Origin of the sequence: Alkalihalophilus sp. As8PL, assembly GCF_040939795.1 — a bacterium.
In the GTDB taxonomy this organism is placed as follows: domain Bacteria; phylum Bacillota; class Bacilli; order Bacillales; family Bacillaceae_D; genus Alkalihalophilus; species Alkalihalophilus lindianensis.
On the sequence record NZ_CP162551.1, the window covers coordinates 3,137,854 to 3,163,107 of the forward strand.

Genomic DNA, 25,254 nt, shown 5'->3' on the forward strand with positions numbered 1-25,254 from the left:
GAGGGATCCTATGGCTACTGAAATTACAATGCCACAGCTTGGCGAAAGTGTGACGGAAGGTACGATTAGTAAATGGCTTGTTCAACCAGGCGATAAAGTAAATAAATATGATCCGCTTGCAGAAGTGATGACGGATAAAGTAAACGCAGAAGTACCATCTTCATATACAGGTACAATTAAAGAATTACTAGTGAAAGAAGATGAGACGGTAGAAGTTGGCGTTGCAGTTTGTACAATTGAAGTAGAAGGTGAAGACTCTGCTGAATTAACTGAGTCATCAACACCTGAGTCAACTGAAACGACAGACTCTGCACCAAAAAACGAGCAAACAGATACATCTCAAAAAGCTCGTTATTCCCCAGCCGTACTAAAAATGTCTGCAGAACATGGCATCGAACTTTCACAAGTTAAAGGTAGTGGAAAAGGCGGAAGAATCACTCGTAAGGATCTGCAAAAGATTATCGATAATGGCGGTCAGACGAGTGCTCCAAAAGCAGAGGAAAACCCTGCTTCAGAAGCAAAGGCTGTGGCAAAAGCTCCTGCTGTCTCATCAGCACAAACGCAAGTACCAACTACTGAAAAAATAGATATCCCAGTTTCACAAGGTGATATTGAAATTCCAGTTTCAGGTGTACGCAAAGCAATAGCTGCTAACATGGTGAAAAGTAAGCATGAAGCTCCACATGCATGGACAATGGTTGAAGTCGATGTAACAAACCTCGTTCATTTTCGTAACAGCGTGAAGGGTGAGTTTAAACAAAAAGAAGGCTTTAATATTACATTCTTGCCATTCTTTATTAAGGCGACAGTGGAAGCATTGAAAGAATTTCCACAATTAAACTCTATGTGGGCTGGCGATAAGATTATTCAGAAGAAAGATATCAATGTTTCAATAGCAGTTGCAACAGACGATGCTCTTTATGTTCCTGTTATCAAGCATGCTGATGAAAAATCGATTAAAGGAATTGGTCGTGAAGTTCAAGAGCTTGCAACAAAGGTGCGCACAGGTAAACTATCTGGAGCTGATATGCAAGGTGGAACATTCACAGTGAATAACACTGGCTCATTCGGATCTGTACTATCTACGCCAATCATTAATCATCCTCAAGCTGCGATTCTTTCTATTGAGTCAATCGTGAAACGTCCAGTGGTAGTTGAAAGCCCAACAGGAGACATGATTGCTATTCGCAGCATGGTCAACCTTTGCTTATCACTAGACCATCGAGTCTTAGATGGACTTGTTTGTGGACGATTCCTGGCACGTGTGAAAGAAATTTTAGAAAATATGACAGAAAAAACAACATCAATTTATTAATGAGTAAAGCCAGAAAGAAGTTTTCTCTAAAACTTCTTTCTGGCTTTTTTTACATTTTTAATCCTTTTATCGTACATACTACAACTAAGAAAACGGGAAAGGGTGACTAAATAATGAAGAAACTACATGGTTTATTTATTGTGGCACAATTGGTTATTGTGTTGGCCTTTATTCAGCAGCCACTCATAGATAGTGTTAGTGCAGAAGAAAATAGTGAAGCACAAGAATGTGATTGTGATAAGCATCACAAAAAGCACAAAGAATTTCATCAGTACATGCGCATACACAAAGATTTTTATTACGAATTACTTACAGATAAATATGCACCAGAGCAAGCTGAACAATGGAAGGACATTCGCTCTGAGCGTGATCTCTTATTAAAGAAACTCACTGAAGCAAAAAAACGAGGAGAGCTTCTGCACGGAGATGTGAAATCAAAGGAGTGGATGGAGCAGCACCATTTTCTGCAAAAGCAATTAACAAAGGCAGTAAAAGAACGGGATGAAAAGAAGATAGCAGAGGTACTTCCACAAGTATTTGCTCATTATGAAGCACTAAACAATGAGTTTCAACAGCGAGTAAATGCCTTATCAGATACTCAAACTGAAGAAGAGTAAAAGCTGTGCCTAGGCACAGCTTTTATTTTGATTAATTGTTGTTCAAAATAAAGAAGAACCCTTTACAAATCGTAGTAATTCCGATATAATTCATAATCGTGATAAAACGTAATCGTTACGAAAGGGGTACGTCATGAATTTTAAATCTAGTTTATTTGCTATTATGCTTGTATTATCATCTTTCCTAGCTGCTTGTGGGGGGCAAGATGAAGCTGAAGAGTCTAGTGAAACAGAAGTCACAGAAGAAGAAAGTTCAGAAACATTGGAACTCTATACTACCATTTTTCCTTTAGAGGATTTTGCTAATAAGATTGGTGGAGAGTATGTGAATGTAACAAATATGGTTCCTGTTGGAGCAGACGCTCATACATTTGAGCCGACAGCACGTCAAATGATTGAAGTGGCTGAAGGAGATGCTTTTATTTACAACGGAGCTGGCCTGGAAGGGTTTGTTGATGCTCTTATTAACACAGTTGAAAATGAAGATGTAGCTATCGTTCAAGCTTCAGAAGGCATAGAACTAATTGATTTTGATCAAGATAGCGCACATGGTCATGAGGAACACGATCATGAGCATGAAGAGCATGGTCATGAAGAAGACGAACATGAGCATGAAGAACACGGTCATGAAGAAGACGAACATGAGCATGAAGAACACGGACATGAAGAAGACGAACATGAGCATGAAGAGCATGGACATGAGGAAGACGAACATGAGCATGAAGAGCATGGTCATGAAGAAGACGATCATGATCACGAAGAGCAAGGTCATGATGACGAAGAACATAACCACGATCATGATCACGCACATGATCACGATGAAGATCCACATGTGTGGTTAGATCCAATTCACTCTATTACACTAGCTGAGAATATAAAAGCAACTTTAATTGAGTTAATGCCTGAGCAAGAAGAGTATTTTACTACAAACTTTAATCAAGTGAAAGAAGATCTCGAAGCATTAGATAATGAGTTTCAGGCTATGGCTGATGAAGCGAACAAAGATACATTTCTCGTATCTCATGCGGGATATGGCTATTGGGAAGAACGCTATGGTTTAAAACAAGTTGGTATTTCAGGACTTTCACCAACAAATGAACCATCTCAACGTCAACTACAAGATATTATTCATTTTGCGAATGAGTATGAAATAAATTACGTACTGTTCGAACAAAACATTACACCAAAGGTTGCACAAGTGGTTCAAGATGAAGTAGGAGCAGAAGCATTATATTTACACAACCTTGAAGCACTAGTAGAAGAAGATGTACAGAATGGGGAAGACTACTTTAGCCTTATGACTAAAAATATCGAAACCCTGCGTACAGCACTTCAATAAGATTTGTCATGAAGCTGGTGGGCTGAGTCTCACTGGCTTTTTCTATCTGTACTTTAAGTAGTTTATGTTGTTCATTGGATAGGGAACAGGTACAATGGAAGAAACATATTTAATGGAGGTTCTCGTTATGCAACAATTTAATTTTTACATGAATGACGTAGTAGAAATTGCACGTAAAGAAATGGTTGAAGCTGGTTACAAAGAATTAAAAACACCTGAGGATGTTAATGATGTAATGAATGAGGATGGCACGACTTTAGTAATGGTTAACTCTGTGTGTGGATGTGCAGGCGGTATTGCACGCCCGGCAGCTGCATATATGAAGAATTATGAAACGACACCTGATCGGTTTGTAACGGTATTTGCAGGTCAAGATAAAGAAGCAACAGCAACAGCTCGTGATTATTTCAAAGGGTATGCTCCTTCTTCTCCATCGTTTGCCCTTTTAAAAGATGGAGAAATTCAAATGATGGTAGAAAGACATGAAATTGAAGGTCATGAGCCAATCCAAGTCGTTCAAAAACTTGAGAAAGCCTTTGATCAATATTGTAAATAAACAACTAGAAAACAGCTGTAGCTAAAGCTTCAGCTGTTTTTGTTTCCATTTTTACTGTTAAGCTTAATCTTAGAAATGGTTTCGCTTCCCCCCATGAAATATGCTATAATAGGCCAGAATAGAAAAAGGAGTTGGCATGACATGCAATCATTATATGATCAAATTCAAGTATATCTAAATATGGAAGAAGAAATTCCATTTAAGGAATTCAATAGTTACTATCAAAAGGTGATCAAAGAGCTAGGAAATTCTCATGAGCAATTTGATGAGGAAACACTTTGGAAAGCCTTATTCATCGTTGAGAATGTAATGTCTAACGCTGAAGGTCGTGCAAAAGATACAAAAGGCAATGAAGGGAAGAAATACGCAAAAATGGCTCAGCGTCTTCAATTATGGGCGAAGAATTTTGCAACCCGTTTAGGACAAGCTGGCTACACTGAAGATGATATTAACGAACGCTTTAATACAATGTTTGAAGAAGGCGCAGCTGCAAATTCTTAAGGCGATAATGTTTAAAAAGGGGAAAGTCTTGACAACTTCCCCTTTTATAAGCTACATTATATGATGTTGTCTTAAAACTAGCGCCTATGGTGAAAGGGATATCACACGAGATTCCGATTCTCGCGTTGCAGGTTCGAGTCCTGCTAGGCGCACCAATAATTACATAACAACCACTTCTAGTCGACTCTAGAAGTGGTTTTTTTTATTCCTCTAAGCGTGTAAAGGGAACTTTTAATAGGAAAAGAGGAGTTTTCATTCAAGTGGCGAATTTTATCTAGAAGCAGGAATAAAAAGATAAAAATGTAACCACAACATAGTTTAGGAGTCAAAGAGAGGAGGTGGAGAGATGAGCGTTGTCTTACAAGGAAAATGGAACCTAACCGTGTTTAAAGAAATGGTTCTAGATTCATCTTCTCCTACAGTACTCTGTTGCTGGAGGGAATCAAATCAGGAGCTTGAATTGATTTGTGTAAATGACGTGACAAAGGAATGCTTATTAAAACAAAAATTAACGATAAATGATTTAAAAGAATTAATCTATGCTTTCGCACCTACGAATTTTTATGATAAGGCTGAATGGAGTGGGCAGTTTACATTTCCAAATGGCTATTGTACGATGGAAGCCAACTTATTATTTCGCTCAAAAGGAGAAAGGTACTACCTTCTCTATTTAAAAGAGGATCCTACATTAATAACAGAGCCTGCTTTAAGTCTTCACGATGTATTTAATCAAAATGATGATGCCATATTTCTACTAGACCAAGATGGTTATTTTGTTGATATGAACATAAAAGCAGAGGAATTGTCTGGTTTAAAAGGAGATGCATTTAAAGGTGTTCATTATGAACAATTACTTCTTAGCGAGGAACGAATGAGTGTAGCAAATCATTTTGAGAAAGCGTTTGCTGGAGAGGTACAGGTGTATGACGTAGGTTTTAGAAGTCAAAAGGGTAGCCTTTCTTTATCAATTATAAACATTCCTCATATTGTTGATGGGGAAATCAAAGGGGTCTATGGAGTAGCAAAACAAAAAGAGATCCCTTGTGACTTCGATGAATTAGCTCTTGTCATTCAAGATAAATACAAAATAATTGTTGAACATTCTTATGATATTATTTGTTTAACAGATAAGGAAGGACACTACCTATTAGCCTCTAATTCGTATTTACCGGTGCTTGGTTATGAGCCTTGCTCATTAATTGGACAATCTGTACTCGTCTATATACACCCAAGTGATCATAAAAGAGTATTTGAAACATTTGAAGAAATGGTTCGCACTAAGCTACCCTCTGAAGCGGTCATTTATCGAAAGCTTCATGCGAATGGATACTATCAATATTTAGAAGGTAAAGGTATGCCGATTATTTCATCTGATGGAGAAGTGGTCTCATTTGTTTTTATTAGTCGAGATATAACAGACATAAAAAAGCGAGAAGACTTGCTACGACGTTCAGAGAAGTTAGCTTTAGCAGGAGAGCTAGCAGCGGGCATAGCCCATGAAATACGTAATCCGTTAACAACATTGAGAGGCTTCTTTCAATTAACAGAAAGCCAATTAGAACCATATCGAGAAGTCCTTATGGGAGAACTTAATCAAATAAACGATATAATAGAAGAGTTGTTACTTGTTGCAAGGCCTAGAGCAATAAGTGAAGAACGTGTAGACATAGCTCAATTAGTTGAATCATGTGTAAGGGATATCTCGACTGAACTTCATCTTAAAAATATTCAATTAGAAATCCAAGTGGTTCACGAAGCATATGTAAATTGTGTGCCCCATCAATTAAAGCAAGTATTTATCAATCTCTTTAAAAATGCCATTGATGCGATGAGCAATGAAGGCAAACTTATGATCATCTTAAATAGAGTTAATGATACCATCCATATTTCTATCAAAGATAATGGAAAAGGAATGGATGAGGAAGAGTTAGCGAAGCTAGGAGAGCCGTACTATTCAACAACGATAAAAGGAACTGGTATCGGATTAATGGTCTGCTACAAAGTGATTGAAAACCATAGAGGAGACCTCTCTATTCATAGTGTACAAAATGAAGGCACAGAAGTAAGTATTCAATTACCTATAGTAAAATAACTAACCGCAATGATCGTGATTGCGGTTAGTTACCACTTTAAGCTGGCTTCAAAGAAAAGTAATTGACAATCCCATAGTAATACAGTAAAGTAATAAGTGTCGTTAATACATAACATGATCCGTTAGCTCAGTTGGGAGAGCGCCACCTTGACAGGGTGGAGGTCACTGGTTCGAGCCCAGTACGGGTCATACCGATTAAATGCAGTTCTGACGCGTGTTCTCAAGGTTATGAGAGCCGCGTTTTTTGTGTTGGAAAAGTTTATTTTGGCGTTTTGATAACATTTTGATCACATTTGTTTGCGATTTGTTCTGAGAAGGGGAGGCAGAAAGATAGAAAGGAATTGATTAGTAATCTCTTCTTGGATGTTTGGCATGATGTCGTTAAATATGAAATTCTTGTTTACTCATATCCATATAAAGAAGTTCTCGATTAGTTCTAAGTCTTGCTCAATCGTTCAATGCAGATTTATTTATTAGATTGCAAGCTGATGGGTAAGAAAGTGCTAAACATAAAGGCTTTTCAATTTTTACTCCTTCAAAAGACAATCCATACTTGCCGACTGATGTTATTGAAGATAGCTTATTAGCTTCTTCATTCATTTTGAATCAAATGGAAAAGGATAATCTAACCCCCCCTTATAGGTAATCTTTTGCGGGATGATATGTCAGGTTTTAACTGATCTCAGATCCCATTTATTTTACTAGAATTAGGTTTTATGACAAACCCTGAAGAAGATCAAAATTTGTCTGATCCTAATTATTTAATTAATCTATTAAACTTGATTGCAAATGGGATTGAGTAGTATGTCTTGTATAAAGTAAAGATTTTCTTCTGCTATTTTTAATATAAACACTTTAAATAGAACCGAGTAATACTATTACAGGTGAGTTTGGTTAGTCCTCTCAAAGAGTCCTTGATAAACAAGGACTTTTTCATGAAAAAACACATCCTATTTCCCCGTGAAAAAATAGTAAAAAAGAAAAATAATAATAAATTTTTAACTTTTTAAAAAAACAGATGAATTAAAATAATGGTTGCCATATATAATAAATCATAGTTTAATAGACAGTATATTAAAAGTGCCCAAGATATTGTTTTGGGATAATAGGGAAATCAGTTAAAGTCTGATGCAGCCCCCGCTACTGTAAGTGTTGATGAAAATGTCAAACCACTGGAGTATTCTACTCTAGGAAGGGACATGAGTAAGCTTTAGACACAAGCCAGGAAACCTGCTTTTAATAATTGTATCCAATCTTCGGAGGGAGGATGTGGGATGAACATATTAGAGTTCTAGCAAGTAGAACTCTACTTTGGACATGCCTACCTACCTTAACTTCGAAAATGAAGCTAAGGTTTTTTTATTTTCTAACACAAGTTAAAACAAGGTGCATAATTTTTCGTTATGCTTAAAAGGGAAGCACGGTGTAAATCCGTCACGGTCCCGCCACTGTAAGGGGAAGTTTCATTGTATGAATGTCACTGGTAATTCGGGAAGACACAATGAAATGATGAACCCAAGTCAGGAAACCTGCCTTGTTTTTTATTCTTCAATACCTACGGGTCATAGGTAGAGAAGTGTAATAGATGCTGCTTATTATAAGTATGGCGTTTAATGCACCTCTACCTAGGGGTGTATTTTTAATTTTTAAAAAATAGGAGTGGGGATATGACTACTTGGAATTTGAATGGTACAAAAAAGCATGTATTGATTTGTAATGGTTCAAGTTGTATGCGAAAAGAAGGCGAAGAAATTACGTTAGCGATTCGAGATGAGATTAAAAATAGGGAACTAGATCAACAAATTCATACATCGAGAACTAAGTGTAATGGACGTTGTAAAGATGCATGTGTGGTAGTTGTTTACCCTGAAGGAAACTGGTATTCAGTTACTTCAACTGAAGTAGGGAGGTCTCTTATAAAGAGTCATCAAGATTCAACAATTAACTTGAAAGATTCTCTAATTTACAGCTTTGATAATGATGAAATGAAAGCAGTCAACACAGATAAATGTATTAAGGGTATATCAAAAGTTGAGTTGGAAGGAGCAAAGAGTTAGATGAAACGGCTTACATTTGATGTTTAAATACGGATGTTTAGTTTGTTGGATATTAGGAGGGATGTAAAGTGCTAGGTAAATTACTGGTTATTGGATTCGGGCCTGGTAGTTTTGATCATATGACAAATAGGGCATTAACTGCAATACAAGAGAGTCACTGCATCATTGGATATAAAACATATGTCGATCTCATTAAAGGATTATTAACAGATCAAGAAATTATTAGCACAGGAATGTCAGAAGAAGTAAGTCGTGCCCAAGCAGCTGTTCGCCTTGCTGAAGAAGGAAAAACAGTAGCGGTTATTTCTAGTGGAGATGCTGGGGTCTACGGGATGGCTGGACTCGTCTATGAGGTGCTAATTGAAAAAGGATGGTCAGAAGCAACTGGTGTGAGTGTAGAAGTAATACCAGGAGTTTCTGCTAGTAACTCTTGTGCCTCTTTATTAGGTGCTCCGATTATGCACGATGCATGTACGATTAGTTTAAGTGATCACCTTACACCATGGAAACTCATTGAAAAAAGAATTGATGCGGCAGCACAGGCAGATTTTGTTATTAGTTTATACAATCCTAAAAGTGGACGAAGAACAAGACAAATTCAAGAAGCTCAAAGAATCCTCCTCGAATACCGATCGCCCCAAACGCCAGTCGGTCTAGTAAAAAGTGCTTTTCGTGAACGTCAACATGTAGTTATTACAGATCTTGAAAATATGTTAGATCATGATATTGGAATGCTTACAACAGTTGTCATAGGGAATTCATCTACTTTTCTTTATGATGAAAAAATGATTACACCTAGAGGATATCAAAGGAAATATACGTTAGATACAACAGAACAACGTTTAAAACCTCATGAACGCTTACGAAACGAAAATGAACCTTGGGCACTCCATCAAGGGAAAAAAGATGGCGAACGAGAAATAGAAGTTTCCGCAACAACGGAAGAATTAGTACCTGAAGAGACTTCTTTAGAGTTAGCTTTGGAGGCTTTGAATAAAGTAAGAGGTGATTCTAATAAAATTCAACATACAAAGACGGTTCATCATCCCGTTGTCTCTGTATTTGAGTTTGCAATAAGTCCTGGAGTAGTCAATAAGCATTTTACTCCCAAACAAATGATTACTTTGGCAGAAGTTGTTGGAGATGAAGGGAAAATCGAATATACACCACATCATCAAATCCATTTGCGAATCCCGACCTCTCATCCTGAAATTATTACAGAAAAATTAACAGAGGCAGGATTTATTCTTGAACCACTTGGAGATGTTTTTCAACTGAAAGCTTGTGATTTCTGTGATGGTGAGAAAAAAGATTCCATTTCTTACGCGGAAGAGATCCATGAAAAGCTTAGTGGACTTGAACTGCCAAAAGAGCTGAAAGTTGGGTTTAATGGTTGTGGGATGGCTTGTTATGGAGCAGTGAATGATGACATTGGTGTAATTTTTAGAAAAGGAAAATTTGATCTGTTTTTAGGTGCAAAGACAGTTGGGCGTACTGCTCATGCTGGTCAACCGGTAGCCGAAGGCATTGAGCCTGATCAAATCGTGGATGTTATTGAAAAGATTATATATGAATATAAAGAAAAGGGTCACCCTAACGAACGCTTGTTTAAGTACTTTAAACGTGTTGGCAAGATTCGAAATTATACATACAAAGACATGACACCCAAAATTGAAATTGAGCCGGCTCCATGCGGAGATTAATAATCATAAGGGGAGAATAAAATGAGAGCAATTTTACTAGTAGGACATGGAAGTAGAGATCCTGAAGGAAATGAGCAAGTTAGGAAAATGATAGATGAACTATCTACTCAGTTAGATCCAAGTCTATTAATTGAAACCTGTTATTTAGAATTTGCCAAACCAACAATAGAGCAAGGCATTCAATCGTGTGTAGAAAAAGGGGCAAAAAGCGTGTTTGTAATTCCGCTTATGCTACTCGCTGCTGGGCACTCAAAAATTCATATTCCTGCCGCAATTGATGAGTCCAAAAAGAAATATCCTCAAGTTCAATTCACGTATGGAAGACCTTTTGGAATCCACGAGGAAACAATGGAAATTTGTAAGGATCGCTTAGTGGAAGTAGGGGAAAATTTAGCAAATGCTGACCCTAGTACAGCAATACTTTTATTAGGTCGGGGTGGTAGTGACCCGGATGCTAATGGTGATTTGTATAAAATTACTCGATTGCTTTGGGAAAAGCTCGATTATAAGTTAGTAGAACCTGCCTTTATGGGAGTAACTGATCCACTTATTAAAGAAGGTGTTGAACGATGTATTAAACTAGGGGCTAAAAAAATTGTTATCTTACCATATTTCTTATTTACAGGCATATTAATCAAACGCTTAGAAACGATGGTTGAAGAGTTTGAACAGGAGTATTCAGGTATTGAATTTAAACTATCAGGCTATTTTGGTTTTCATAGGAAATTACAAACGATTATTAAAGATCGAATTGAAGAAGCACTTCAAGGTGAGGTTAAAATGAACTGCGATACGTGTCAGTACCGAATCGAGGCGATGGAACATATTGATCACCATCATCATCACGATCATGACCATGATCACGACCATCATCATGATCACCAACACCAAGAGGTTTAAAAGCTATGATTCTCTTTTTAGCTGGCACAAGTGATGCAAGAGAATTAGCAATATTACTTAAGAATGAAGGACATTCTTTGCTTACAACAGTTGTTACGGATAATGCAGCGATCGAATTGAAAAAGGCTGGACTTGATGTTTATGTTGGACGATTAAAAAAAGAAGATTTTGTAAGGATGATCAAAGAACAAAGTTTTCAAGCCGTTGTTGATGCCAGTCATCCATTTGCAGAAGAAGCAAGTCTGAATGCGTTAAACGCTGCAACTGAAGCTGGAATTTCTTATATTCGATATGAACGTGAAAAACAATCTCATGACGGTAAAGGTATCACAAAGGTGGATAGCTATGCTATTGCAGCACAACAAGCTTTTGAAAAAAAAGGAGTCATCATGCTAACGACTGGAAGCAAAACTCTTCAAATCTTTACCGAGATACTGTTGCATCAACCTGATATTCGGGTAATTGCTCGGATGCTTCCTCGCAAAGATAATATGGAAAAATGTGAACGATTAGGTTTTCCACAAAAAGATATTGTAGCTATTCAAGGACCTTTTACAAAGGAGTTTAATAAAGTCCTTTATCAGCAATATGGTGTAACCACAATGATTACAAAGGAAAGTGGAAAAGTTGGATCAGTCGATGAGAAAGTTGAAGCAGCAATAGAGCTTGGTATTGAAACAATTATGATTAAAAGACCAAAAGTTGATTATAAAAATCTTTACTCAGATTTTTCCGGGGTGTTAGCACATATCAAAAATTTATTAGTAGAGAGATAATAACGAACGGAGGAAAATAAAATGGACTTTCTTACAGATTTTAAACCTTTAACAGTACAGCCACAGGAGATTGAAGGCATGAGCTTCAATATGATTGACGAAGAATTTGGTGAGCATTCGTTTACAGAAGAGCAATATAAAATTGTGCAACGAGTCGTTCATGCCTCAGCCGATTTTGAACTTGGTCATAGCATGCTTATTCATGAAAAAGCAATACAAGCAGGGATCAAAGCCATTAGGAATGGTGAACAAGTCTATGCGGATGTTCAAATGATTGTAAGCGGGGTTAGCAAAGGAAGAATTGAAAAACATGGGGGAAGGGTGAACGTTTATATTTCGGATGAAGATGTAATGAAAGAAGCAAAAAAGTTAAACACAACTCGAGCAATCATTTCTGTAAGAAAAGCAATTCAACAATTTGAAGGGGGCATTTTTGCAATTGGAAATGCACCTACTGCATTACTTGAGTTAATTCGATTGATTAAGGAAGGGTATGCAAAGCCTAGTTTAGTAATTGGACTTCCGGTTGGGTTTGTATCAGCACCTGAATCAAAGGAAGAATTAGCAAAGCTGGATGTGCCTTTCATTACAAATGTTGGTAGAAAAGGCGGTAGTACGGTTACAGTTGCGGCTTTGAATGCAATATCCCTCTTAGCTGAAAAGGCATAAAAATGGAAGCGAAGGTAAAGAAGAAAGATAAGAAAGAGATGCGTTCTGGTTATACAACGGGGGCGTGTGCTACAGCTACAACAAAGGCAGCACTAGTTGCTCTCATCACACGAGAAGAGCAACTAGAATCTACAATTTACTTGCCAGTTGGGAAATTTGCCACCTTTGAGATGGAAAAATGTTACATCGGTTCTGATTTTGCTGAAGCAGAAACGATTAAAGATGCAGGGGATGACCCAGATGCCACGCATGGTGCATTGATTCAGGCAAAAGTTTGCTGGTCTTTGAAACCTGGAATTCATTTAGACGGAGGAGTTGGAGTTGGGCGTGTCACGAAAGAAGGCCTCCCTGTGCCAGTGGGAGAAGCAGCAATTAATCCAGTGCCTAGAAAAATGATTTGTGAAACTGCTGAAGAAATCCTTCAATTATATGGAATCAAAAAGGGGATTACAATTATCATTTCAGTACCTGCTGGAGAAAAGATGGCGGAAAAAACGTTAAACAAACGTCTTGGAATCATTGGTGGCATATCAATTCTTGGGACAAGGGGGACCGTGATTCCTTTTTCTAGTTCCGCTTATATGGCAAGTATTGTTCAAGCGGTAAGTGTTGCTAGGGCAAGTGGATGTGAACATGTCGTCATTTCTACAGGAGGAAGGAGCGAAAAGTATGGCATTCAACAATATCCAGAACTTCCTGAAGAAGCCTTTATTGAAATGGGGGATTTTGTTGGCTTCACTTTAAAACAATGCAAAAAGCAAGGTGTAAAAAAGGTCTCACTTGTGGGAATGATGGGGAAATTTTCAAAAGTTGCTCAGGGTGTGATGATGGTTCACTCCAAAAGTGCACCTGTTGATTTCAACTTTTTAACGAGTGTGGCATGTGAAGCCGGGGTAACGGATCAAAGTTTAATTGAAGAAGTGAGGGGAGCGAATACAGCTTCACAAGTAGGTGATTTAATGCTTACAAATGGCTATGATGATTTCTTTACCATTCTCTGTAACTATTGCTGCACCGCAGGGTTAAAAGAGGTGCGAGGTGGAATCTTGATTGAAACAAGTTTGTACTCGATGAAGGGTACATTTCTTGGGAGGGCAGGAAAAGATGATAGAGCATAAGATTAAGGTCATTGGAATAGGTGATGAAGGAAAACAAGGTCTCCTTCCTCTCTATGAAAAATACATTTACGAAAGTGATTTATTAGTAGGTGGAGAAAGACTACTAAAATCATTTAGTGATTATCCTGGAGAAAAAAGGGTGATTAAGGGAGGACTAAAAGAGCTTGTAGATGATTTACATAAGGAATCACGGAAGGTGGTTATATTAGCCTCTGGAGATCCATTGTTTTATGGGATTGGCAGCTATTTAGGAAAAAAAATAGATATTGAAATCTATCCATATTTGAGCTCAATTCAACTTGCATTTGCCCGCATGAATGAAGGGTGGCAGGATGCTTATGTAACGAGTGTTCATGGAAGAAGTATCCAGGGCTTGGTCCAACGAATAAATGGTAGGGAAAAAATAGTACTTTTAACAGATGAAAAAAACACCCCTGCGGAAATCGCCCGCTACATGCGGTCATACGAAGTAAACGAATACCGTGCATTTGTTGCTGAAAATCTTGGGGGAGAAAACGAACGTTGTGGCTACTATGAACTTGTAGAGATGGAAAAAATGGAGTTTTCTCCTCTTAATGTGGTAATTCTTAAAAAGGTAGAGGCAGTTAAAACCTGGAGTTTTGGCATTGAGGATGAGGAATTCCATCAAAGGAAACCGGAAAAAGGACTGCTTACGAAAAAGGAAATTAGAAGTCTTAGTCTCATGGCGTTAAATCTAAACGAGAATAGCATTATATGGGACATCGGTACATGTACTGGCTCAGTTGCAATTGAAGCCTGTCTCATTGCAAAAAAAGGACAAGTATATGCCATTGAAAAGAACGAACATGATTTAGAAAACTGTTATTTAAATCAAGTTAAATTTCGAACGGATTTTATTGCTATTCATGGGAAAGCACCAGATCACTTACATACATTCCCTGACCCAGATGCAGTCTTCATTGGAGGAACGGCAGGAAATATGGGGGATATTTTAGAGGCCTGTTGTTCTCGCTTAAAAGAAGGTGGCAGAATTGTTTTAAATGCCGTTACGATAGAAAACTTAATGCAAGCAGTAGAAGGGTTTAAGCGAAACGGACTTGAGACAACGATTACACTTGCTCAAATTTCAAGGAGCAAACCGATTTTAAATTTAACACGTTTTGATGCTTTAAACCCTATATATATAATCACAGCTCAACATAAGAAAGGAGAATCATAATGACTGGAACTTTGTATGGTTTAGGAGTCGGTCCAGGAGATCCGGAATTACTCACAATTAAAGCATTTCGCAAGCTCAAAGAGTCAGATGTCGTTGCGTATCCGAAAAAAAGAAAGGGTAGCAAAAGCTATGCTCATCGAATTATTGATGTTTACATAAAACCAGAAGAAAAAGAAATGCTAGGTCTTGTATTTCCGATGACAAAAGATCCTACTATTTTAGAGCGTGAATGGTCCAATACAGTTGATCAAGTGTGGGAGCACCTTAAAATGGGGAAGGATGTGGCCTTTGTTACAGAAGGGGATCCTCTTTTATACAGTACATTTATCCACATGATGAAACTAGTGAAAATGCGTCATCCTGAAGTGAAAATCCAAACAGTTCCAGGCATATCCTCAGTTAATGGGGCTGCTTCAAGACTTGGTATAGCCTTAGCTGAAGGGGATGATCATGTAGCTATAGTACCAGCGAGGGCTGACTATGAAGCAATGAAAAAAGTTCTTATTGAAAACGATTGTGTCGTTTTTATTAAAGTAGCTAAAGTTATAGATTTAATGCTTGAAGTATTAAGCGAGCTAGATTTGCTAGATAAAGCCTCAGTTGTGACAAAGGTAACTTCTGATGAAGAAATCGTTTGGGATATTCACGAACTAGACCGAGCTGAACTAGAATATTTAACTCTAATGGTGGTGAGAAAATAATGCAGATAACAATTATTGGAGCGGGACCTGGAGACCCAGACCTTATAACAGTAAAGGGCTTAAAAAAACTGAAAGAGGCAGATGTTGTTTTGTATGCTGATTCACTTGTTAGTGAAGCTTTAATAGAACAAGCAAATTCAGAAGCAGAAATTATTAAAACGGCTGGGATGCATCTTGAAGAAATGGTGCAAGTAATGGTTGAGCGCCTGAAAGAAGGAAAGCGAGTTGTGCGTGTGCATACGGGGGATCCCGCAGTTTATGGTGCGATCATGGAACAAATATCCATTTTGAATAAGCAAGAAGTAAGTATAGAAATTATCCCCGGTGTTAGCTCAGTCTTTGCTTCTGCAGCTGCACTAGGTGCTGAGTTAACGATTCCTGATTTAACTCAAACAGTTATCCTTACGCGTGCAGAAGGGCGAACTCCTGTTCCTGAAGCGGAGAAGTTAAGCGACTTAGCAAAGCATAATTGTACAGTCGCTTTGTTTTTAAGTGCAACTTTGACGAAGAAAATTGTAAAAGAGTTTTTAACTGCAGGTTGGAGCAAGGATACCCCAGTAGGGGTGGTATATAAAGCAACTTGGCCAGACCAAAAAATTGTTCGCTCTACTCTGGAACACTTGGATGAGGATATGCGTGTAAACGGGATTCGAAAACAAGCTATGATTTTAGCAGGTTGGGCATTAGATAAAAATATCCATGATAAGGAATTTAAATCAAAGCTATATGATAAAGAATTTACTCATGGATTTCGAAAAGGTGTGAAGCCATGACACTCATTTTAGAGGAAGGAAAGAAGGTAGAACTTGATAGAAAAGGGAGCTTTGCAATCGTCGCGATCACTAAACATGGCGTAGAACTAGCTCGAGACTTAAATTCAAAATTCCATCAATCAGATTTGTTCTATATGAGTAAATTTGAAAGAGGAGATGAACATAGACGTCACATCCAATTATTTGAAGGGAATGTACGCCTTTTGTTACCGTCCCTTTTCCAATCATATAAAGGAATTATCATGATTGTTTCCCTAGGCGCGGTTGTCCGAATGATTGCTCCAATTTTAAAAGATAAAAAAACGGATCCGGCTGTCTTAGTTATAGATGATAAAGGTGAACATGTCATTAGTGTATTATCCGGGCATCTTGGTGGGGCTAATGAATTAACGAAGGAAGTAGCTAACATACTTGACGCTAAACCGGTCATTACAACAGCATCAGATGTGCAACAAACGATTGCAGTTGATTTATTTGGGAGTCGATTTGGTTGGGAGTGGGAATCTGCTAAGAACTTAACACCTGTAAGCGCCTCAGTTGTGAATGAAGAACAAGTTGCAGTGGTTCAAGAGTCAGGTGAAAAGGAATGGTGGCATTATAAACACCCCCTCCCTGAGTCGATTAAGGTTTACTCGACGATTGAGGATGCAATGAAAGCAAAACCGAGAGCAGCATTAGTTGTGACTCACCGAAATTTAAAAAACACAGAAGAAGATATTCTTAAAAATGGTGTTTTATATCGGCCAAAGGTCATTGTTCTGGGAGTAGGATGTAATAGAGGTACCTCTACCGAAGAAATTGAACAAGTTATCCAACAAACACTAAATGAATTGAAATTTTCAATAAAAAGTGTCAAGGCAATTTGCTCAATCGATTTAAAAAAAGACGAAGAAGGTCTCCTTGCCGTGGCTCATAAATACAACTGGGAATTTATTTGTTATTCGGCAAAAGAATTAAACCGCATGTCAATTCAGGACCCTTCTGAAACAGTATACAAATATACAGGTGCATATGGTGTTAGTGAACCAGCTGCTATGTTATATAGTGGCGCAAAAACGCTTTCTCTTATTAAGAAAAAATCAGGAAATGTAACGATTTCAGTTGCTATAATTCCGTACTAGCGGAGGGGTTTTGAATGAAGGATCATCGAATCGTCATAGCAGGGACAGGGAGTGGCGTTGGAAAGACAACATTAACAATTGGCTTAATGTCTGCACTGAAAAAAAGAGGGTTAACGGTACAAGGCTTTAAATGTGGTCCTGATTATATTGACCCTTCTTATCATACTGCCGTCACGAATCGCACTTCTAGAAATCTAGATAGTTGGATGCTTGAAAAAGACACAGTATTAGATATTTTTGCACGTGGAAGTCAAGGAGCAGATATATCGATTATTGAAGGGGTTATGGGTTTTTTTGATGGTAAGAATCCGAAGAATAATGAAGGTAGTACAGCGGATATAAGTATGATTATTGAGAGTCCTGTTTTACTTGTTGTAAATTGTGCAAGTATGGCAAGAAGTGCAGCCGCTATTGTAAAAGGCTTTCAAGCGCTTGCTAAAGGACCCAACATTGTCGGTGTTATTGCAAATAGAGTCGGAAGTGAAGGACATTATAAGATTGTAAAGACGGCTATTGAACAAGAATGTGATGTGCCAGTAATCGGTTACTTAAAACGAGAGCTTGACATAAAAATACCTGAAAGACATTTAGGGCTGGTTCCTTCTATTGAAAGAGGGGAGCTAGATCCATTTTTTAATAAATTAGGGGACTTGATCCTAGAGACCGTGGATGTCGATCAACTTATTGAGCTATCAAAAGCCCCGTACCTACCTTTAAGTGAGAAAAAATCAATATTTAATAAAAAGAAAGAGGAGAATATAAGAATCGCAGTTGCGAAAGACGCTGCTTTTAATTTTTATTATCCAGAAAACTTAGAACTCTTGCAGTCCTATGGAGCTAAGTTGGTTTATTTTTCACCGCTATCAAATGAACCATTACCTGAAAATATTGATGGTTTATATCTAGGAGGCGGTTTTCCAGAAGAATATGCTAAGGAACTTTCACAAAACAAAGATGTTCAAGATTCTGTAAGGGTTGCGATTGGAAATGGATTACCAACTCTTGCGGAATGTGGAGGTTTTATGTATTTGACTGAAGCAATTGAAACAACAGGTCATTTAGAGTTTCCGATGGTAGGCATTATTCCAGGGAAAGTGAAAATGCAAATGAAACTAGCTGCATTAGGTTATCGAGAAATTAGTGGAGAAGAAGGTAACTTCTTATTAGGTAAAAATGAAAAAGCTAGAGGTCATGAATTTCATTACTCCACCTACCATAATGATCAAGAAATGCGACATGCATATGTTACAAAAGGCATGAGAGGCACCAAGCAGGAAGGCTATTTGAATCATAATCTAGTAGCTGGATATACTCATTTTCACTTTGCTTCATGTAAATCTATGGTTGAAAAATGGGTTGATAAATGCTTGAGAAGTAAAGTGAGTGTATAAAAGAAATTAAATAGGTCGAAGGTCTAGTAAACGATCAGGCAAAACTTAGAGAGTTAAGGTGAGAGGATGAATAAAAAAGGAAAAGTATTTCTAGTGGGGGCAGGTCCTGGCGATCCAAAGTTAATCACAGTGTATGGTCTTGAATGTATTCAAAGAGCAGATGTTATTGCTTATGATCGCTTAGTTAATAAAGAGTTATTAAGCTACTCGAAAAAAGAGGCTGAATTGATTTACTGCGGGAAAGCTCCTGGGAATCATAGTCTTATACAGGATGAAATCAATCAATTACTAGTCACAAAAGCACTGGAAGGAAAAAACGTGACGAGATTAAAAGGTGGAGATCCTTGCGTATTTGGCAGGGGTGGGGAAGAGGCTGAGGTGCTTTCAAATGCTAAGATTCCATTTGAGATTGTCCCTGGTATTACCTCTGGGATTGCAGCTCCTACTTATGCTGGAATTCCTGTTACCCATCGTAATTACGCTACCTCTTTTACTATGGTACATGGTGCTGGCCGTTATGACAACGGCACAGATGAATTGGACTGGGAAGCTCTAGTAAAGGGAAGTGATACGCTTGCTTTTTATATGGGAACCCGTAATCTATCCTATATTTGTCATCAATTAATTATACATGGGAAAGATTCTCAGACACTTGTAGCCGTGATTCAAGAGGGGACTACCCCCAACCAGAAAAGTGTGACTGGTACATTAGAAACGATATCAAAGATCGTTATAAAAACTAAAATACAACATCCTGCAATGATTATTGTTGGAAATGTCGTGAACTTTAGAAATAAATTAAATTGGTTTGATGAGAAAGGAGAGGTTAAAGATGAGCGTGATAGAGTTACTCCATAATAGGAGAGCGATTCGGAACTATACCAAGGATGAAGTAGAAAGAGAGAAGATCGAACGTTTGCTGCAAGCGGCTACGCTAGCACCAAACGATCGAATGAGAGAGCCTTGGAGCTTTTTTGTTATTCAAGGAGAAGCAAAGAGAAGCTACGAAAAGGTTGTCTACGAGTATCTTCAGGAGCGCTTCCCTACCAAACCAAGCCTAATTGAAAGTTCATTTGAAGTGGTTAAAAATACGCCAGTCATTATAATGGTGACCGCTGATATAGCTTCAAACGAAGCTGATTCGAAGGATAACGAATATGCAGTTTGCTGTGCTATTCACTCGATGTGGTTAGCTTCACAAGAACTAGAACTTGGTTTTGTTTGGAGAACAAGAGGGGTTGGACTTGTTCATGACAAACGGTCTTATGAGTTTATCGGTTCTCCAGTTAGAAAAAAGGTAATTGGCACGCTTTTTATTGGCTATCCAACTCAGGAAGAATTGGATGAAAAGAAAGAAAAAAGAAGGACTTCATTTGAAGATAAAGCAGTTTGGCTATAACATTATGAGTTTTTTAACATACATCTTACTAGAGAAAATCTTCGAGGACCTTTTAATTTAATAGGTCTTTAGGAGATCTAATTTTAAAAGCAAGTGAGGGAGGTTAGTATGATTCAGGATAAACCAAATAGAAGAGGGTTAACTCTCGTTTATACAGGTAATGGAAAAGGCAAAACGACATCTTCTTTAGGCCTAGCTCTTCGCGGAATAGGAAGAGGATTTAAAGTGAAAATTTATCAGTTTATCAAGTCACCAGAGCGAACATATGGGGAAAAAATTGCTTTAGGGAGACTCGGAGTAGAGATGATTCAACTTGGGGTAGGGTTTACATGGACGAAAACACCCGATGAGCATAGAGAAGCGTTAAGGAAGGGCTGGCCAATTGCAAGACAAGCCGTAATGAGTGGCGATTACGATTTAATAATTTTAGATGAATTAAATAATGCTTTAGCAATCGATAAATTTCCAATAGAGGATGTCTTACCACTACATGAAGTGATTGATTTACTTCAAAACAAACCTCCGCATGTTCATTTGGTGATTACAGGTAGGCATGCGAAGAAAGAAATAAAAGAATTAGCTGACCTTGTTTCAGTTACTGAAGCAGAAAAGCATTACTACAATGAAGGTATTCAAGCAGTTAAAGGGATAGAATTTTAAAGTCGTTTTTGGGGAAATCAATGAGACTTACATTACTAGTGAAAAAAGCTACTAAGGGGAGGAAGTTGTATCCCTACATTGTTCAGGTAGTCTACTTAAAAAAAGGGGGGGGATAAATGGAAAGCTTGCGAAAAAATGATGTGGGTGATCTCTTATTTAATGAAGAGGAAAAAAATAGAGAGGATAGAGGAAGAAAAGCAAAAGCAAAAGTCTACCAAGTGCTATTGGCAACACTTATTCTACTTCTACTTTTTTCAATGACAGTCTCTATTATGTTAGGGCCTATATCAATCTCTCCATTCACAGTGTGGAAAATTGCTCTTTCTAAGGTTCCATTCATTGAGAATTTGATCATCCAGGACTGGGCAAAAGCTCAAGAACAAATCATTTGGGAAATTCGTTTTCCAAGAGTAATATTAGGAGCAGTTGTTGGGGCAGGGTTAGCTATTGTAGGTGTTGCAATCCAAGCATTGGTGCGTAATTCTTTAGCAGATCCATTTATCTTAGGGGTATCATCTGGAGCTTCAGTCGGCGCAACTCTTGTAATCATTTTTGGAGCGTTTAAGTTATTTGGACAATATGCTCTATCTTTAGCGGCGTTTCTAGGAGCAATGATATCGGTATTCCTAGTATTTTTAGTAGCCCAGGTAAATGGTAGAATTTCCACGGTGAGACTTTTGTTGTCAGGTATTGCTATTTCGATGATGCTCTCTGCTATGACGAGTTATATCGTCATTTCAGCTCCTCGGGAGGAGGGCATGAGAGATGCTTTATTTTGGATGATGGGTAGTTTAGCAGGAGCTAAATGGGAGCAATTATCTATTCCGTTTTTTTCCTTATTAATGGGCATAGGTTTACTTCTCTTCTTCGCTAGACCTCTTAACCTGCTCTTGATAGGTGAACAAACTGCTTCCACTCTCGGTTTGAATATTGATATTTTTAAAAAGATACTGATGTTAGTTACTGCATTGCTTACAGGAGTCTTAGTCGCAGTAAGTGGAGCTATCGGTTTTATTGGGTTAATGGTCCCCCATGTTGTTCGTCTATTCGTAGGTTCAGATCATCGTTATGTTTTGCCCGTAAGTGCTCTTATCGGTGCTATTTTCCTCATTTGGGCGGATGTTGTGGCGCGGATAATTGTTGCCCCACAAGAGTTACCCATAGGTATTGTTACTGCGTTATGTGGAGGTCCTTTTTTTATTTGGCTTCTAAGACGTAATTCCTATTCTTTTGGAGAAGGTGATGGAAAATGAAATTAACAGTTGATCAGCTTTCGACCACAATTGAACAAAAAAGTATTATTGACCAAATTACTATGTTCGTAGAATCTGGTCAGTTTGTTGGAATTATCGGGCCAAATGGTAGTGGGAAATCCACATTATTAAAAACAATTTATCGGATTTTACGCCCTAATGCGGGACTTGTTTCATTAAATAATGAGGATATTTTGAAGTTTTCCCATAAGGAATTTGCAAGAAGTATGGCAGTTGTGGCGCAAGAAGGTTCGGCACCTTTTGATTTTACAGTAGAAGAAATTGTTTTGATGGGAAGAAGCCCTCATAAACGATTCTTTGAAAGGGATACACTTGAAGATGCCTACTTCACTAGGACTGCGTTAGTTAAAGTTGGTTTAGAAGGCTATTCAGATCGAAGTTTCTCCACATTGTCAGGAGGAGAAAAACAACGTGTTTTAATAGCTAGGGCTCTCGTTCAAAAAGCATCTTTCCTTATACTAGATGAACCCACTAATCATTTAGATATACATCATCAACTACATATTCTTGATATCATCAGAAAATTAGGAGTTAGTACATTAGCTGCCATTCATGACTTGAATTTGGCAGCAGCTTATTGTGATGTAATTTACGTTATAAACGAAGGGGAAATTGTCAAACATGGAACACCATCCGAAGTGGTAACTAGATCTATGTTAAAAGAAATATTTAAAGTTGATTGTACAGTTACTACTCACCCAATAACAGGAAAGTTACAGATTTCTTACGTATCTGAGGGAATGTATAAAGGTTCAACTCTTTCACAGACACCCGATACCACAGTAGGGTAGAGGAAGGAGACGAAATGGCACATTATAAATGTACATATTGTAGCTTTCAATATAACGAATGGCATGGGGATACAAAAAACGGGGTGCCACAAGGGACATCTTACTCAGCATTAGCGGGTACCTTGTGTTCAAGATGTGGGCTACAAGGAGAGCGACACAAAAGGCAAAGTAATCCTAAATATGCTGGGCTTGAAGCAAAATATTATGATTTTTTCGTAGGAAAAGCTGGAAATGCTTTTTATAGAGATTGGGTTTTGCAATCAGATAAGCTTCCCAATGTACTAGATTTAGGTACAGGGACAGGAAGATTTGCTTTAGAACTGTCTAACTTCGGTATTCCTATTACAGGTGTGGATTGGAGTAGTGAGATGTTAGCAGTTGCAAGAAAAAAAGTAGAACGAATGAATAAAGAAGTGAATTTCATAGAAGAAGATGCTTTAACCTTTAATCAAAATGAAAGGTACAGTCATATTTTATTAACGGATGGATTCTTTCAGCATTTTACAACTGTTCTAGAACAAAAAGAGCTATTAGCTAGGATTCGTAAGCATTTAAAAGAAGATGGCTTTGTCGCTATTGATCTTGTCATTCCACCAACAAATCCTACATGGAAAGTTCAGCAACGAAAACAAGTAACAAACCAAAAAACAATCTATTATACAGTAGAAGGAACAACAGCATTACATGGTCAGCTCATTCATTATACTGCTACTTACGAGGGCTTTCGAGAAGGAGTATGTCAATCAAAATATCGAGTAGAACGAGAACTTAGTTTGCTTACACCACGAGAGCTGATTTATTTATTGATGCTAGAAGGTTTCTTTGTACTCGATATGGTTGAAAATTATCAACCTAATATAAAGTTATCGGAAACGATGAAGATTCCAGAAATTAATTATCGACCAGCTTATTTAGGTGTGAATGATACGCTGGAACTAAAATCGGACGAAATAAATAAGGGGATCTTAAAGCCCTATCAATTAGATAGCTGGAATGAAGGTGGATACCCATTTGGAGTAAGTGCTTTTGAGCAAAGTCACCCCACAAAGTGGACTATTATCGCAAAATCTAAATAAAATAAAGGGGTAAAAAAGATGAGGAAAATCAAGTTAAGAATTATCTATAGCATTGTAATTTTATTATTAGTAGTAGCTTGTGGAGGAACTCAAGAAGCCAATTTAAGTAATGAGCAAGTAGAAAATAATTCTTCAGAGAAAACGGAACAAACGCAAGATACATATGAAGCGGTAAAAATAAAAAACAATGATCATGTAATGGTGTTTACTGAAGTACCAAAGAGGGCTGTTTCATTAAACCAACATGTCACAGAGATTATGTTAGCGCTTGGTTTAGAAGAAAATATGGTAGGATCAGCATATCTAGATGATGAAATTTTACCAGAATATAAAGAAGCATATGAGCAAATCGAAGTTCTCTCTAATCAATACCCCTCACAAGAAGTATTTTTAGCAAAAGAACCTGATTTTGCCTATGCAGGATGGGGAAGTGCGTTCCGTGAAGATAATATAGGAACTGTAGACCAATTAAACGAATTAGATATTAACGCTTACTTACATGAATCATCTACTGTAGTAGGACCGACAATTGATCATATTTATCAGGATATTCGTAACATAGCCACTATATTTAATGTGGTGGACCGAGGTGAAGAACTTATTGGTCAGATAGTTGAGGATTTATCAAATACTCAAGCAGAGATTCCTGAAGGTCAAAAAACCTTAAGAGTCTTTGTATTTGATAGTGGAGTTACTGCCCCTTTTACTGTTGGACAAAACTTTTTAAATACAATTATTTCAATGGCTGGAGCGGAAAATATATTCAATGATATTGATAGTAACTGGGGAGAAGTAAGTTGGGAAGAGGTAGTAGAGCGTGATCCAGAAGTGATTGTAATTATGGATTATGGAGAAACAACAGCAGAAGAAAAGAGAGAGCAATTGTTGAATCATCCTGCTTTAACTGATGTAACAGCAATAATGGACGAGCACTTCATTGTTATCCCGCTTTCAGCAGCTGCAGAAGGTATTCGTGTCCCTCTAGCTCTTGAAATTTTAGTAAGTGGATTGTATGAGGAAGGTTAAGTAGGTAGTAGAATAAGTTTTATATAACAAACTGCATATTCTTACCTCCACCTTAATAGTGGAGGTCACTGGTTCGAGCCCAGTATGGCACGCATTCTCAGTTAATGAGGTGCGTGTCTTTTTGAATTGGTATAGGCGAAATAAAGGTTTTGATCACATTTTATATATTTTATTATTTTTAGAATCAATTCACGAAAG

The 25,254-nt window shown here is 37.7% G+C and carries 25 protein-coding genes, 2 tRNA genes and 2 riboswitches; all 27 genes read left to right on the plus strand.

From position 1 onward, the window contains the following. Positions 1 to 10 precede the first annotated feature (10 nt). The 27 genes from AB3N04_RS17345 to AB3N04_RS17475 all read left to right on the plus strand — a co-directional run bounded on the left by AB3N04_RS17345 (position 11) and on the right by AB3N04_RS17475 (position 25,056). Positions 11 to 1,315, plus strand: coding sequence for a dihydrolipoamide acetyltransferase family protein (locus AB3N04_RS17345; RefSeq protein WP_368503872.1), 1,305 nt, complete (start codon positions 11 to 13; stop codon positions 1,313 to 1,315). Positions 1,316 to 1,428: 113 nt separating this feature from the next. Continuing rightward, positions 1,429 to 1,932, plus strand: coding sequence for a hypothetical protein (locus AB3N04_RS17350; protein WP_368503873.1), 504 nt, complete (start codon positions 1,429 to 1,431; stop codon positions 1,930 to 1,932). A 133-nt stretch (positions 1,933 to 2,065) separates the two neighbouring features. Beyond that, positions 2,066 to 3,271 carry a metal ABC transporter solute-binding protein, Zn/Mn family gene (locus tag AB3N04_RS17355; protein ID WP_368503874.1) on the plus strand — a complete coding sequence of 402 codons (1,206 nt, stop codon included), beginning with the start codon at positions 2,066 to 2,068 and terminating at the stop codon, positions 3,269 to 3,271. A gap of 127 nt (positions 3,272 to 3,398) precedes the next feature. Next, entirely contained in the window at positions 3,399 to 3,827 is a 429-nt protein-coding gene (locus AB3N04_RS17360) for a BrxA/BrxB family bacilliredoxin (RefSeq protein WP_368503875.1), read from the plus strand. 141 nt (positions 3,828 to 3,968) lie between these two features. Further along, positions 3,969 to 4,328, plus strand: coding sequence for a hypothetical protein (locus tag AB3N04_RS17365; protein ID WP_368503876.1), 360 nt, complete (start codon positions 3,969 to 3,971; stop codon positions 4,326 to 4,328). An 80-nt stretch (positions 4,329 to 4,408) separates the two neighbouring features. Beyond that, positions 4,409 to 4,483, plus strand: a tRNA-Arg gene (locus tag AB3N04_RS17370). Between the two features lie 191 nt (positions 4,484 to 4,674). Further along, positions 4,675 to 6,420, plus strand: coding sequence for a PAS domain S-box protein (locus AB3N04_RS17375; RefSeq protein WP_368503877.1), 1,746 nt, complete (start codon positions 4,675 to 4,677; stop codon positions 6,418 to 6,420). A gap of 116 nt (positions 6,421 to 6,536) precedes the next feature. Further along, a tRNA-Val gene (locus AB3N04_RS17380) sits at positions 6,537 to 6,609 on the plus strand. A 527-nt stretch (positions 6,610 to 7,136) separates the two neighbouring features. Beyond that, complete coding sequence (locus tag AB3N04_RS17385) at positions 7,137 to 7,223, plus strand: hypothetical protein (RefSeq protein WP_368506086.1); 87 nt, start codon at positions 7,137 to 7,139, stop codon at positions 7,221 to 7,223. Between the two features lie 258 nt (positions 7,224 to 7,481). Further along, a riboswitch (cobalamin riboswitch) is annotated at positions 7,482 to 7,673 on the plus strand. A 114-nt stretch (positions 7,674 to 7,787) separates the two neighbouring features. Then, positions 7,788 to 7,972: riboswitch (cobalamin riboswitch) on the plus strand. A gap of 115 nt (positions 7,973 to 8,087) precedes the next feature. After that, a complete protein-coding gene (locus AB3N04_RS17390) occupies positions 8,088 to 8,477 on the plus strand; it encodes a ferredoxin (RefSeq protein WP_368503878.1) in 390 nt (129 codons plus the stop codon). A gap of 68 nt (positions 8,478 to 8,545) precedes the next feature. After that, a complete protein-coding gene (gene cobJ / locus AB3N04_RS17395) occupies positions 8,546 to 10,180 on the plus strand; it encodes a precorrin-3B C(17)-methyltransferase (protein ID WP_368503879.1) in 1,635 nt (544 codons plus the stop codon). Between the two features lie 21 nt (positions 10,181 to 10,201). Then, the gene (locus AB3N04_RS17400) at positions 10,202 to 11,080 is read left to right on the plus strand and encodes a sirohydrochlorin chelatase (RefSeq protein ID WP_368503880.1); all 879 of its coding nucleotides are present in this window, start codon (positions 10,202 to 10,204) and stop codon (positions 11,078 to 11,080) included. A 5-nt stretch (positions 11,081 to 11,085) separates the two neighbouring features. Then, positions 11,086 to 11,856, plus strand: coding sequence for a precorrin-6A reductase (gene cobK, locus AB3N04_RS17405; RefSeq protein ID WP_368503881.1), 771 nt, complete (start codon positions 11,086 to 11,088; stop codon positions 11,854 to 11,856). A 21-nt stretch (positions 11,857 to 11,877) separates the two neighbouring features. Continuing rightward, complete coding sequence (locus AB3N04_RS17410; protein ID WP_368503882.1) at positions 11,878 to 12,525, plus strand: precorrin-8X methylmutase; 648 nt, start codon at positions 11,878 to 11,880, stop codon at positions 12,523 to 12,525. A 2-nt stretch (positions 12,526 to 12,527) separates the two neighbouring features. Further along, positions 12,528 to 13,643 carry a cobalt-precorrin-5B (C(1))-methyltransferase gene (locus tag AB3N04_RS17415; protein ID WP_368503883.1) on the plus strand — a complete coding sequence of 372 codons (1,116 nt, stop codon included), beginning with the start codon at positions 12,528 to 12,530 and terminating at the stop codon, positions 13,641 to 13,643. Further along, entirely contained in the window at positions 13,633 to 14,844 is a 1,212-nt protein-coding gene (gene cbiE / locus AB3N04_RS17420; RefSeq protein ID WP_368506087.1) for a precorrin-6y C5,15-methyltransferase (decarboxylating) subunit CbiE, read from the plus strand. The genes AB3N04_RS17415 and cbiE overlap by 11 nt, the downstream gene beginning before the upstream one ends. Further along, the gene (gene cobI / locus AB3N04_RS17425) at positions 14,844 to 15,545 is read left to right on the plus strand and encodes a precorrin-2 C(20)-methyltransferase (protein ID WP_317122414.1); all 702 of its coding nucleotides are present in this window, start codon (positions 14,844 to 14,846) and stop codon (positions 15,543 to 15,545) included. Before cbiE ends, cobI begins: the two co-directional genes overlap by 1 nt. Continuing rightward, positions 15,545 to 16,318 (plus strand): precorrin-4 C(11)-methyltransferase, encoded by a 774-nt coding sequence (gene cobM, locus AB3N04_RS17430; RefSeq protein ID WP_317122415.1) that lies wholly within the window; start codon positions 15,545 to 15,547, stop codon positions 16,316 to 16,318. The genes cobI and cobM overlap by 1 nt, the downstream gene beginning before the upstream one ends. Then, positions 16,315 to 17,439 carry a cobalt-precorrin 5A hydrolase gene (locus AB3N04_RS17435; protein WP_368503884.1) on the plus strand — a complete coding sequence of 375 codons (1,125 nt, stop codon included), beginning with the start codon at positions 16,315 to 16,317 and terminating at the stop codon, positions 17,437 to 17,439. Before cobM ends, AB3N04_RS17435 begins: the two co-directional genes overlap by 4 nt. A 14-nt stretch (positions 17,440 to 17,453) precedes the next feature. Further along, positions 17,454 to 18,830 carry a cobyrinate a,c-diamide synthase gene (locus AB3N04_RS17440; protein ID WP_368503885.1) on the plus strand — a complete coding sequence of 459 codons (1,377 nt, stop codon included), beginning with the start codon at positions 17,454 to 17,456 and terminating at the stop codon, positions 18,828 to 18,830. 66 nt (positions 18,831 to 18,896) lie between these two features. Continuing rightward, a complete protein-coding gene (gene cobA / locus AB3N04_RS17445; RefSeq protein WP_368503886.1) occupies positions 18,897 to 19,688 on the plus strand; it encodes a uroporphyrinogen-III C-methyltransferase in 792 nt (263 codons plus the stop codon). Next, a complete protein-coding gene (locus tag AB3N04_RS17450; protein ID WP_368503887.1) occupies positions 19,663 to 20,229 on the plus strand; it encodes a nitroreductase in 567 nt (188 codons plus the stop codon). Before cobA ends, AB3N04_RS17450 begins: the two co-directional genes overlap by 26 nt. Before the next feature lie 108 nt (positions 20,230 to 20,337). Continuing rightward, positions 20,338 to 20,889 (plus strand): cob(I)yrinic acid a,c-diamide adenosyltransferase, encoded by a 552-nt coding sequence (locus AB3N04_RS17455; protein WP_368503888.1) that lies wholly within the window; start codon positions 20,338 to 20,340, stop codon positions 20,887 to 20,889. 257 nt (positions 20,890 to 21,146) lie between these two features. Further along, on the plus strand, positions 21,147 to 22,142 hold the full coding sequence (locus tag AB3N04_RS17460) for a FecCD family ABC transporter permease (RefSeq protein WP_368506088.1): 996 nt from the start codon (positions 21,147 to 21,149) through the stop codon (positions 22,140 to 22,142). After that, a complete protein-coding gene (locus tag AB3N04_RS17465; protein WP_317122422.1) occupies positions 22,139 to 22,954 on the plus strand; it encodes an ABC transporter ATP-binding protein in 816 nt (271 codons plus the stop codon). The genes AB3N04_RS17460 and AB3N04_RS17465 overlap by 4 nt, the downstream gene beginning before the upstream one ends. A 14-nt stretch (positions 22,955 to 22,968) precedes the next feature. Further along, positions 22,969 to 24,030 (plus strand): methyltransferase domain-containing protein, encoded by a 1,062-nt coding sequence (locus AB3N04_RS17470; protein ID WP_368503889.1) that lies wholly within the window; start codon positions 22,969 to 22,971, stop codon positions 24,028 to 24,030. An 18-nt stretch (positions 24,031 to 24,048) separates the two neighbouring features. Next, positions 24,049 to 25,056, plus strand: a complete 1,008-nt coding sequence (locus AB3N04_RS17475; protein ID WP_368503890.1) for an ABC transporter substrate-binding protein — start codon at positions 24,049 to 24,051, stop codon at positions 25,054 to 25,056. The last annotated feature ends 198 nt before the right edge of the window (positions 25,057 to 25,254 follow it).

Excerpts from the sequence above, each read along its gene's own strand:
- AB3N04_RS17365 (WP_368503876.1), top strand. The coding sequence starts at position 3,969 with ATGCAATCATTATATGATCAAATTCAAGTATATCTAAATATGGAAGAA.
- cobK (WP_368503881.1), top strand. The coding sequence starts at position 11,086 with ATGATTCTCTTTTTAGCTGGCACAAGTGATGCAAGAGAATTAGCAATA.
- AB3N04_RS17345 (WP_368503872.1), top strand. The coding sequence starts at position 11 with ATGGCTACTGAAATTACAATGCCACAGCTTGGCGAAAGTGTGACGGAA.
- AB3N04_RS17360 (WP_368503875.1), top strand. The coding sequence starts at position 3,399 with ATGCAACAATTTAATTTTTACATGAATGACGTAGTAGAAATTGCACGT.
- AB3N04_RS17440 (WP_368503885.1), top strand. The coding sequence starts at position 17,454 with ATGAAGGATCATCGAATCGTCATAGCAGGGACAGGGAGTGGCGTTGGA.
- AB3N04_RS17415 (WP_368503883.1), top strand. The coding sequence starts at position 12,528 with ATGGAAGCGAAGGTAAAGAAGAAAGATAAGAAAGAGATGCGTTCTGGT.
- AB3N04_RS17355 (WP_368503874.1), top strand. The coding sequence starts at position 2,066 with ATGAATTTTAAATCTAGTTTATTTGCTATTATGCTTGTATTATCATCT.
- AB3N04_RS17460 (WP_368506088.1), top strand. The coding sequence starts at position 21,147 with ATGACAGTCTCTATTATGTTAGGGCCTATATCAATCTCTCCATTCACA.
- cobM (WP_317122415.1), top strand. The coding sequence starts at position 15,545 with ATGCAGATAACAATTATTGGAGCGGGACCTGGAGACCCAGACCTTATA.
- AB3N04_RS17350 (WP_368503873.1), top strand. The coding sequence starts at position 1,429 with ATGAAGAAACTACATGGTTTATTTATTGTGGCACAATTGGTTATTGTG.
- AB3N04_RS17450 (WP_368503887.1), top strand. The coding sequence starts at position 19,663 with ATGAGCGTGATAGAGTTACTCCATAATAGGAGAGCGATTCGGAACTAT.
- cobA (WP_368503886.1), top strand. The coding sequence starts at position 18,897 with ATGAATAAAAAAGGAAAAGTATTTCTAGTGGGGGCAGGTCCTGGCGAT.
- AB3N04_RS17465 (WP_317122422.1), top strand. The coding sequence starts at position 22,139 with ATGAAATTAACAGTTGATCAGCTTTCGACCACAATTGAACAAAAAAGT.
- AB3N04_RS17435 (WP_368503884.1), top strand. The coding sequence starts at position 16,315 with ATGACACTCATTTTAGAGGAAGGAAAGAAGGTAGAACTTGATAGAAAA.
- AB3N04_RS17390 (WP_368503878.1), top strand. The coding sequence starts at position 8,088 with ATGACTACTTGGAATTTGAATGGTACAAAAAAGCATGTATTGATTTGT.
- AB3N04_RS17470 (WP_368503889.1), top strand. The coding sequence starts at position 22,969 with ATGGCACATTATAAATGTACATATTGTAGCTTTCAATATAACGAATGG.
- AB3N04_RS17455 (WP_368503888.1), top strand. The coding sequence starts at position 20,338 with ATGATTCAGGATAAACCAAATAGAAGAGGGTTAACTCTCGTTTATACA.
- AB3N04_RS17475 (WP_368503890.1), top strand. The coding sequence starts at position 24,049 with ATGAGGAAAATCAAGTTAAGAATTATCTATAGCATTGTAATTTTATTA.
- AB3N04_RS17400 (WP_368503880.1), top strand. The coding sequence starts at position 10,202 with ATGAGAGCAATTTTACTAGTAGGACATGGAAGTAGAGATCCTGAAGGA.
- AB3N04_RS17385 (WP_368506086.1), top strand. The coding sequence starts at position 7,137 with ATGACAAACCCTGAAGAAGATCAAAATTTGTCTGATCCTAATTATTTA.
- AB3N04_RS17410 (WP_368503882.1), top strand. The coding sequence starts at position 11,878 with ATGGACTTTCTTACAGATTTTAAACCTTTAACAGTACAGCCACAGGAG.
- cobI (WP_317122414.1), top strand. The coding sequence starts at position 14,844 with ATGACTGGAACTTTGTATGGTTTAGGAGTCGGTCCAGGAGATCCGGAA.
- AB3N04_RS17375 (WP_368503877.1), top strand. The coding sequence starts at position 4,675 with ATGAGCGTTGTCTTACAAGGAAAATGGAACCTAACCGTGTTTAAAGAA.